Source organism: Mesorhizobium sp. M4A.F.Ca.ET.090.04.2.1 (assembly GCF_003999085.1).
Classification (GTDB): domain Bacteria; phylum Pseudomonadota; class Alphaproteobacteria; order Rhizobiales; family Rhizobiaceae; genus Mesorhizobium.
In genome coordinates, this window is record NZ_RZOT01000232.1 from 1 (window position 1) to 8834 (window position 8834).

Genomic DNA, 8834 nt, shown 5'->3' on the forward strand with positions numbered 1-8834 from the left:
ATCTTCACCAAGGGCGCCGACGTTGTCGGCGATCTCGTCGGCAAGGTCGAAGCCGGCATTCCCGAGGACGATCCGCGCAACCCCGCCACCATCGCCGACAATGTCGGCGACAATGTCGGCGACTGCGCCGGCATGGCCGCCGACTTGTTCGAGACCTATGCCGTCACCGTCGTCGCCACCATGGTTCTCGCCGCCATCTTCTTCGGCGGCACCGCGGTGCTCGGCACCGCCATGCTCTATCCGCTGGCTATCTGCGGCGCCTGCATCCTGACCTCGATTGTCGGCACATTCTTCGTCAAGCTCGGCTCCAACGGCTCGATCATGGGCGCGCTCTACAAGGGCCTGATCGTCACTGGCCTGCTGTCGATCGTCGGCCTTGGCGCCGCGACATCGCTGACCATCGGCTGGGGTGATATCGGCACCGTCGCCGGCATCGCCATCACCGGCAAGAACCTGTTCATCTGCGGCCTGATCGGCCTCCTGGTGACCGGGCTCATCGTGGTGATCACCGAGTACTACACCGGCACCAACAAGCGCCCGGTCAACTCCATCGCCCAGGCGTCGGTGACCGGCCACGGCACCAACGTCATCCAGGGCCTCGCGGTCTCGCTGGAATCGACGGCGTTGCCGGCTATCGTCATCGTCGGCGGCATTATCGCGACCTACCAGCTCGGCGGCCCCTTCGGCACGGCGATCGCCGTCACCACCATGCTCGGCCTCGCCGGCATGATCGTCGCGCTCGACGCCTTCGGCCCGGTCACCGACAATGCCGGCGGCATTGCCGAGATGGCCGGCTTGCCCAAGGAAGTGCGCCAATCCACCGACGCGCTCGACGCCGTCGGCAACACCACCAAGGCGGTGACCAAAGGCTACGCCATTGGTTCGGCGGGCCTCGGCGCGCTGGTGCTGTTCGCCGCCTATTCGAACGACCTGAAGTTCTTTGCCGCCAATGGCGACAAGTTCCCTTACTTCCAGGGCATGGGCGAGGTTTCCTTCGACCTTTCCAATCCCTATGTCGTCGCCGGCCTGATCTTCGGCGGCCTGATCCCGTATTTGTTCGGCGGCATCGCCATGACGGCCGTCGGCCGCGCGGCGGGCTCGATCGTCGAGGAGGTGCGCAAGCAGTTCCGCGAGGACAAGGGCATCATGGCCGGCACCTCGAAGCCGAACTACGCCCGCGCCGTCGATCTTTTGACCAAGGCGGCGATCCGGGAGATGATTATCCCCTCGTTGCTGCCGGTGCTGGCGCCGCTGGTCGTCTATTTCGGCGTGTTGCTGATCTCGGGTTCGAAGGCCTCGGCTTTCGCCGCGCTCGGCGCCTCGCTGCTCGGCGTGATCGTCAACGGCCTGTTCGTCGCCATCTCGATGACCTCGGGCGGTGGCGCCTGGGACAACGCCAAGAAGTCATTCGAGGACGGCTTCACCGACAAGAACGGCGCCAAGCACTTGAAGGGCTCCGAGGCGCACAAGGCCTCCGTCACCGGCGACACGGTCGGGGATCCCTACAAGGACACCGCCGGCCCGGCGGTCAACCCGGCGATCAAGATCACCAACATCGTCGCCCTGCTGCTCTTGGCCGTGCTCGCGCACGGCTGAGGCTCAAGCTGTTCGTCGAAAAACCCGCAGGAGTGATCCCGCGGGTTTTTTCATTTCCCGCCGCGGTTCAAGCGATCTGACGCAGGATCGAGCCGTCGGTTATCTTGTCGTCATTGGCCAGCATCATCGCCTTCGACAGGATGACTGACAGGATGTCGTCGCCCTCGAACGGCACATAGGCCGGCCTCGGCCCGGCCGCCTCGTTTGACGGCACGATGCAGAGATAGCGGTCGTTGGGCGCCATCCTGATGTGTCCGGATGCGAAGTTGATCCTGTAGGTCTTGCGCTTGCCGTCAACGATCAGGAACTCGTCCGTGACCGTGCACTGGTTGGCAATCGCGAGGCCGGGCAGGATGGTGGCGATGAAATCGCGTCGGCCCTTTGCCAGGCCGCTGGCCTGTCCTGCCGAATAGCGCTCGCGGTAGTCGAGGAATTCAGGCCGCTCAGACAGCGGGTGGCGCGCGTTGCTGCCGCGATCCTGCCAGTGGCGGTCGTTGCCGATCGAGGTGCGGCCGATCACGCTGTCGATGTCGTACATCGCCTCGCAGAACGCGCGGGGAGGGACCGCATCGACGGGTAGGGGAATTTCGCCCGGCTGCCCGGTCTTGGGGTCGAGCGCGAAGAAGGCCACCCGATCCGTGGCGATGAAGGCGTAGAGCGCGGCGCCGCGCTCGGCCGCCTCGATGTCCTGCACGCGCGTGCCGATGCCGGCGACCCAGAACTCGGCGGCGACACCATGATACGGCAAGGTGAGCCGCACCCGTTCATGCTCGGCATTGTTGCCGTGCATGCTGCGATTGTACGCCGTCCAGCCGCGCTTCTTCAGGATGGCCATAACTGGAGCCTGCTCCAATATGTGCGCGGCGAAGCGGTTGGAGTAGCTGCGTGTGGCAAGCTCGGCGTCGGTGACGACGTAGACCGGCCGCCAGGCCTGGATGAAGGGCTGCTGGATCGTCTGCCTGGCGAGGCTCTCGCGCCAGGCCGCGACGGTCGTGGCCGGGCTGTCCAGCGGATGCCAAAGGTGGACCGTCCAGTCCGGTCCTGGAACCGGGCAGCGAACGCCGGCATGATCGACAAGCTCGCCTTCGCGCGGCATGGCGACGAACGCCTCGCCCTTGGGACCCGCAAAACGCCAGATCAGGCGCTCGGAAAGCGTGCGCAGCAGGCCATTGCCGATCAGCCGGTCCTGCCAGCCCTGGTAATTCCAGTGGCGGCCGTCGCGCCAGGCGCTCTCGATGCGGCGCCGCGCTTCCGGCAGAATCAGCGCGATGTCCTTCGCCGCATCTTCCAACTCGCCCGCCATTTCGCTACCGCCGGGTGCCGCCTTGAAATCCTTGGCGATGCCGCGGCTCGACTTACCCTTGGCGTCGATGCTGCGCAACTCGGCCTTGGCCGACGAGACAACGCGCAACTCGACGCGAACGCCGCCCAGTTCCTCGACACGAAGCCCGCCATCGCCGATGCCGTACTCGGCCATGGCGATTTCCTGCATGTCGTCGCCCGACAGGCCGAGCTTGCTGCCCGCCGCTTCCAGCGCCTTGTCGATCGACTTGATCACCACTTTGTCGTCGATCCTGCGGCGAAGGCGCCCAAGCGCATAGGCCGCGTCCGCGGTGCCCAGCTGGCCGAGCGACCAGACGCAGGCCGCCCCTGTCTTTTGCGAACGCACGGTACGTCCGTGATGCCCTGTCTTGATCAGCGTCGCGCCTGCCAGCGATTCCAGCAGCGGGAGCGCCTTGTCGGCCGGCAGGCGGGACAGGGCCAAGCCAATGCCGCGTGCTACCGCGACATTGTCGGGCGACAATTCGCCGTGCAGTCGGCCAAGATCAAATTGCCAGGGTACATAGTCCCCGGCCGCACGCTGGAACAGCAGGCCCGGTATCGCGCAGATCGCCTTCAGCGCGGACTGCCGCACCGCCGCCTCGTAACCCGCCGACTCCCGTTCCGGCAGCGGTGTCGGAAACACCGATGCATTCTGCGGGCTGAACACCAGGCTGTAGGCTTCGAGGCCGATATAGACGTCGCGCTCGATCTCCGGCAGCGCCGGTTCGCAGAGCGGTTTGAGCCACTGCCTGAAACCGTCGGCCACCGCGTCGTGCCCAAGGGCTGCGATCTTGCGTTCGCAATCCTTCAGCCAGGTCGTCCCCGGCGCGCCATCGCCCGCGGCAACCAGATGGTTGAGCAGGCTGCCGTCAGGGTCCCCGCCGCCGAATTCGAACGCTTCGACCCGCGTGCCGGCCCTCGTGAAGTCCTGCGGCCAACCCCGATCGAAGCTCGGCCCCACGGCGCGCAGCATCGCCATTTGCGCGGCGGTCGCGAGCTGTCGCCATTCGGGTTTTTCCTCGCTCAGCATGCGACTGAGATGGTTGTTGTAGTCCTTGTGAAAACCTTCCTCGCCCTTGGTGTCGCGCGCCCACCAGCCGAACCTGAAGGCGGCACTGCCATCGCCGGAGCCGAAACGGGCGGCGAACGCCTGTCGGTCGGTCAGCCAGTTATGCACCGTCCTGTCGCCGGCGTAGGCGCGGATGTCCTCGAACATCGGCGCCAGTTCCGTCAGCACGTCGTCCCAAAATTCCGCCTTGTCGGACGGCGGCGGCGTGTAGCGCAGGTGGGGAAGTTTTGCCGGCGGATTGGCCCGCATGCGCGCAAAGAAACTGTCCTGCTGGCCGGCCCCGGCAAGCGCCTTCAGCGAAACGATCAGTGGTGGATCGGTCTTTTCCGGTCCGGTCCTGTTTTTGTAGTACTGCGTATCGCAAACCAGCGCGATGAGCCTGGCGGCGTTGGCCCGGTCTTCGGCGCCGAGCGCCTGTCCGTTTTTCACCGCGCGCTCGATCTCGCGGACGATGCCGAGCTTGGGCAATCCGCCCGACCAGCCGATCGTGCCCTTGAGGTGCATGCCGGCCTGGTCGTTCGCGAGCAGCCGAAGCGCGGTGGCGGTTCTCGGCGCGTTCGTCTGGAAGCCGCTGCGCAGGAGATCCCGGCTCAAGCTCTCGCAGAAGCGCGCGAATTTGGGCGGGGTCTTGCCCTCCCGGCTGCGCACATAGACGGCCACCTCAGGACCCCAGCCGAAGCGTGCCCGCAGGAAGTCGATGGCATCGAACAATCCGCCGCGCTGTTCCGCTGACAAAGCGCGCAGGCGGCTCGCGATATCCTTGCGGTCCTGCTCCGAGTTCGCGGTGTCATAGGCACGGATGAGGGCTACGAGTTCGGCCATCATCGGACGCGAGCCGCCGGCGGATGAGGCCAGCTCGATATCCCGCGCCAATGTCTCCGCCTCGCTCCGCTCCCGGTCGGCATGGGCGCGATGGAGGCGCTCGACCATCCTATTTATGTCGGCGAGCGGCGCCGGCTCGTTCGCACGCGGGGCGCCGGCGACGACCTTGCCGAATGCAGCGGCCGCTGCCCTGAGACCCGAAAACAACCTTCCATTGCCCATCCACTCAACCCCCCTTGAGCCGCAAAAGCTTTATGAAGACGACGTCCGTGCGCGCTGAAATGACGGCCACATCGTCCAGCGCAATCATTTGCTTGCCGCCGACGACGACCATGAAGGCGTTGCGCGAGAAGGCCTCGATCGCCGCCGCCACCGCCAAGTCCGGGTTCGTCTTCTTGAGCGGTCCGGTGTTTGGCGCATAGAGCAGCGTCTCTATCGCTGCGTCGTTGCGCGAGGCGTGCAACCTGTCATGCTCCAGCAGCACGCGTTCGGCGATGATCTGCCGGAGCGTGCACGGCACGCCGTCCTTCCAGTCCAGGACGAAGCTCTGGACCGGTTTGCGGGCGCCGATCTGGTCGTACATGACGATGCGGCTCATCTGACCCTCCGATCCGGCTGATCTTGCGGATCAAAAATTATAGGCAGATGAAACCCAAGCGCCATTGCGTTTTGTGGTGGATAAACGGCTAACGCAGAAGTTGCGCCCGCCCCATGATCAATAAAGGATCATCGGGACATTCGGTGGCTTTGCTTTTGCTCTTGGAGGAAAGCCGGCCTCCCTGAGCCGCAACGACCGGTCAGTACCAAGCAAAGACCCGCCGGAGCGATCCGGCGGGTCCCTGGCTGCCTGATGCTGTGTTGCCCGCGTGCGAAAAGCGAGCCGGCCGTCGATCACATGCCGTTGCCGCCGCCGGGCAGGCCGGGCGCCAGCTTGCTGGCGCCGTTGATGATCTGGCTGAGGAAGTTCTGGTCCTTGCCGCCGGTCGGCGTGGTGCGCGAGATGAAGTCGAAGATCTTGCCGTCCTTCAGCCCGTAATTGGCGATCTGGGTGACGCGGCCGTCGGCGCCGAAATAGACCGCCAGCACTTTCTGGTCGACCAGATGCGGCTTGTCGAAGGCGACATAGCGCTTGCGCGTCTGCGAGATGTAGTAGAAGGCCTCGTTGTCGAAGGTCGCCGTCGTCGACGGGGTACCAAGCGCCAGCAGAACCTGCTCACGGCTCGACCCGACCGGCACCGAGTCGATTGCCTGCTGGTCGATGACGTAACCCTGCGTCAGCGTCTCGCTGGGGTTGAGGTCACCCATCATCTTGGACGAATTGCAGGCCGAAAGCGCGGATACCGCCACCAGCAGAGAGGCCGCGCCCGCCGAAACAGGCGTAAAAAGCGACTTGAATTTCAGCGCACCCAACAACAATTCTCCATCACATCCCCGCAACTTGCGCTGGGCGGCAAAACCGGTAAACCAGCTTGCCTGCCGATGCAACAAGGCCAATTCAACAAAAGGTCCCCGGGAGACCACCCTCAATGTTCCAACGCCTTTTTGGCCGCGAACGCCATGCCAACCGCGCTATCACCGAGGCGCTTTACGCACAAATCGTGGCGGCGGCGCGGCAAACCGTGTTTTATTCCGACTGGAATGTACCGGATACGCCGCTGGGTCGTTTCGAGATGCTGTCGCTGCACATGTTCCTGTTCCAGCACCGGCTGCGCGGCGAAAACGGGGCCGCGACGGAGGTCGCTCAGGTGCTGATCGACGAGTTCTTCCTGGATGTCGAACATTCGTTGCGGGAACTGGGCATCAGTGACGTCGGCGTGCCGAAGCGCATGAAGAAGCTGGCCAAGATGTTCTATGGCCGCACAGCCGCTTATGACGATGCGCTGGATCGCGACGACCGCGACGCGCTCGCCGCCGCCCTTGCCCGCAATATCCTGCCCGAGGCCGCCGACTGGCCGCAGGCGCCGCTGCTGGCCGCCTATGTCGCGGGTGCCGCCCGCCATCTTGCGGCCCAGCCGGCCGAATCGATCGCATCCGGCGCGGTGACGTTTCCGGCGGCCGGCTGAGGAGGCGAAGATGAAACATGTCGACCCGCAAAGCCCGGTATCCTTCGTCGCCAATGTCGCCCGCCTGCCGCAAAAGGGGCTGCCAGTGACGATCGAGGCCGACGAACGGCAGCGCACTGCGCTCGCCACCGAGCACGAACTGCTTTCGGTCGAGCGGTATCGCGCCGAGCTTCTGGTGACGCAGTGGAAGCGCAATGGCGTCAAGGTCAGCGGCCGTGTCGAGGCCGACATCACGCAGGCCTGCATCGTTACCCTGGACCCGGTCGCAGCGCACATTGACGAGCCGGTCGAGGCGCTGTTCCTGCCGGAACAGTCCAAGCTCGGGCGGCAGGGTTTCGAAGGTGGCGGCGAGATCGTGCTCGACGCCGACGGACCCGATAGCCCGGAGACGTTTTCCGGCGACACCATCGATGTCGGCGCGCTTGCCGAGCAGTTTTTTGGCCTGGCGATCGATCCGTATCCGCGCAAGGCCGGAGCGTCGCTGGAGGTCTCGGGCGACGGCGAGACCGAGGAAAGCGAATTCCAGCAAAAGCTCCGGTCCCTGCTTGGAAAATCCTGAAACCGGACCCGATATTAGAAAAGCTGGTTGTGCGGCAGCCCAAAACCGTTATTTTCGCCGAACCTTCGCGAGCCCCCGAACCTGACCAACTCCGCCGGTCAGGCAAACCGTGAGATGAATACCGCGTGATCAGGATTTCCATCGATGCCATGGGCGGCGATCACGGGCCAGGCGTGGTCATCCCGGCGCTCATGACGGTCGCCATTCGCCGTCCCGATATCCGCTTCATCATCTACGGCCGCGAGGAGGCTGTGCGCCCCGAGCTTGCCAAGTTTCCGAAGCTCGCCGAGGCGAGCGAATTCGTGCATTGCGAGATCGCTGTCCGCATGGACGATAAGCCGAGCCAGGCGCTGCGCCATGGCCGCTGGAAGTCGTCGATGTGGAAGGCGGTCGAAGCGGTGAAGTCCGGCACCGCACAGGCCTGCATTTCGGCCGGAAACACCGGCGCGCTGATGGCGATGTCGAAATTCTGCCTGCGCACTATGGCCACCATCGACCGTCCGGCGATCGCGGCGATCTGGCCGACGACGCGCGGCGAAAGCGTGGTGCTGGACGTAGGCGCCACCATCGGCGCGGATGCGCACCAACTCATTGATTTCGCCATCCTGGGCACCGGCATGGCGCGTTCGGTGTTCGGCATCGAGCGCCCGAGCGTCGGTCTGCTCAATGTCGGCGTCGAGGAGATCAAGGGCCAGGAAGAGGTCAAGGAGGCCGGGCGCATGCTGCGCGAGGCCAACATGGCCTCGATGAACTATCGCGGCTTCGTCGAGGGCGACGACATCGGCAGGGGCACGGTCGACGTCGTCGTCACCGAGGGCTTTGCCGGCAACATCGCGCTCAAGACCGCCGAGGGCACCGCAAGACAGATCGGCGGCTACCTGCGCGCCGCCATGAGCCGCACGCTGATGGCCAGGATCGGCTATGTTTTCGCCAAGGGGGCCTTTGACCGGCTGCGCGAGAAGATGGATGTCGGGCGCTCCAATGGCGGTGTCTTCCTCGGCCTCAACGGCATCGTGGTGAAAAGCCATGGTGGCGCCGATTCGGACGGCTTCGCGGCGGCGATCGAGCTTGGCTACGACATGGTGCGCAATAATCTGCTTGACCGCATCGAGGCCGATCTCGATCTGTTCCATGCGCGCAATCCGCATGCCCAGGCAAACAGGAAATCCGACGTCGTTGTCGGCGCAAAGGAATAGGAAAGAGCTTTGATCAGATCAGTCGTGCGCGGCTCGGGCGCCGCGCTGCCCCGCCGCATCATGAAGAATGCCGATTTCGAAGGCATGGTCGAGACCTCCGACGAGTGGATCGTCCAGCGTACCGGCATTCGCCAGCGCCATGTCGCGGCCGACGACGAGACGACCGCCTCGCTGGGCGAGGCGGCGGCGCGCGCCGCGCTTGACAG

7 protein-coding genes and 1 pseudogene are annotated in these 8834 nt (G+C 64.9%); 5 read left to right on the top strand and 3 right to left on the bottom strand.

Annotated features, from left to right (window positions below; translation table 11 throughout):
- The coding region (locus tag EN781_RS17435; RefSeq protein ID WP_127400181.1) for a sodium-translocating pyrophosphatase at nucleotides 1-1596 on the top strand (1596 nt) is incomplete at its 5' end.
- Nucleotides 1597-1663: 67 nt separating this feature from the next.
- Here EN781_RS17435 and EN781_RS17440 read toward each other — a convergent pair.
- The 3 genes from EN781_RS17440 to EN781_RS17450 all read right to left on the bottom strand — a co-directional run bounded on the left by EN781_RS17440 (nucleotide 1664) and on the right by EN781_RS17450 (nucleotide 6220).
- Entirely contained in the window at nucleotides 1664-5032 is a 3369-nt protein-coding gene (locus EN781_RS17440; RefSeq protein ID WP_126054938.1) for a DUF4132 domain-containing protein, read from the bottom strand.
- A 4-nt stretch (nucleotides 5033-5036) separates the two neighbouring features.
- Nucleotides 5037-5408 carry a hypothetical protein gene (locus tag EN781_RS17445; RefSeq protein ID WP_126054937.1) on the bottom strand — a complete coding sequence of 124 codons (372 nt, stop codon included), beginning with the start codon at nucleotides 5406-5408 and terminating at the stop codon, nucleotides 5037-5039.
- Nucleotides 5409-5701: 293 nt separating this feature from the next.
- Entirely contained in the window at nucleotides 5702-6220 is a 519-nt protein-coding gene (locus EN781_RS17450) for an outer membrane protein assembly factor BamE (protein ID WP_126054936.1), read from the bottom strand.
- 116 nt (nucleotides 6221-6336) lie between these two features.
- On the opposite strand from EN781_RS17450, the gene EN781_RS17455 reads away from it, so the two are divergent.
- The 4 genes and pseudogenes from EN781_RS17455 to EN781_RS17470 all read left to right on the top strand — a co-directional run.
- On the top strand, nucleotides 6337-6873 hold the full coding sequence (locus tag EN781_RS17455) for a ubiquinol-cytochrome C chaperone family protein (protein WP_126054935.1): 537 nt from the start codon (nucleotides 6337-6339) through the stop codon (nucleotides 6871-6873).
- A 10-nt stretch (nucleotides 6874-6883) separates the two neighbouring features.
- Nucleotides 6884-7432, top strand: coding sequence for a DUF177 domain-containing protein (locus EN781_RS17460; RefSeq protein ID WP_126054934.1), 549 nt, complete (start codon nucleotides 6884-6886; stop codon nucleotides 7430-7432).
- A 125-nt stretch (nucleotides 7433-7557) separates the two neighbouring features.
- Complete coding sequence (plsX, locus tag EN781_RS17465; RefSeq protein ID WP_126054933.1) at nucleotides 7558-8628, top strand: phosphate acyltransferase PlsX; 1071 nt, start codon at nucleotides 7558-7560, stop codon at nucleotides 8626-8628.
- Between the two features lie 9 nt (nucleotides 8629-8637).
- Nucleotides 8638-8834 (top strand): annotated as a pseudogene (locus tag EN781_RS17470) (3-oxoacyl-ACP synthase); the annotation flags it as partial.

Bases quoted from the DNA above. Each gene is read 5' to 3' on its own strand.
- EN781_RS17440 (WP_126054938.1), bottom strand. From the start codon at position 5,032: ATGGGCAATGGAAGGTTGTTTTCGGGTCTCAGGGCAGCGGCCGCTGCA.
- EN781_RS17445 (WP_126054937.1), bottom strand. From the start codon at position 5,408: ATGAGCCGCATCGTCATGTACGACCAGATCGGCGCCCGCAAACCGGTC.
- EN781_RS17455 (WP_126054935.1), top strand. From the start codon at position 6,337: ATGTTCCAACGCCTTTTTGGCCGCGAACGCCATGCCAACCGCGCTATC.
- EN781_RS17460 (WP_126054934.1), top strand. From the start codon at position 6,884: ATGAAACATGTCGACCCGCAAAGCCCGGTATCCTTCGTCGCCAATGTC.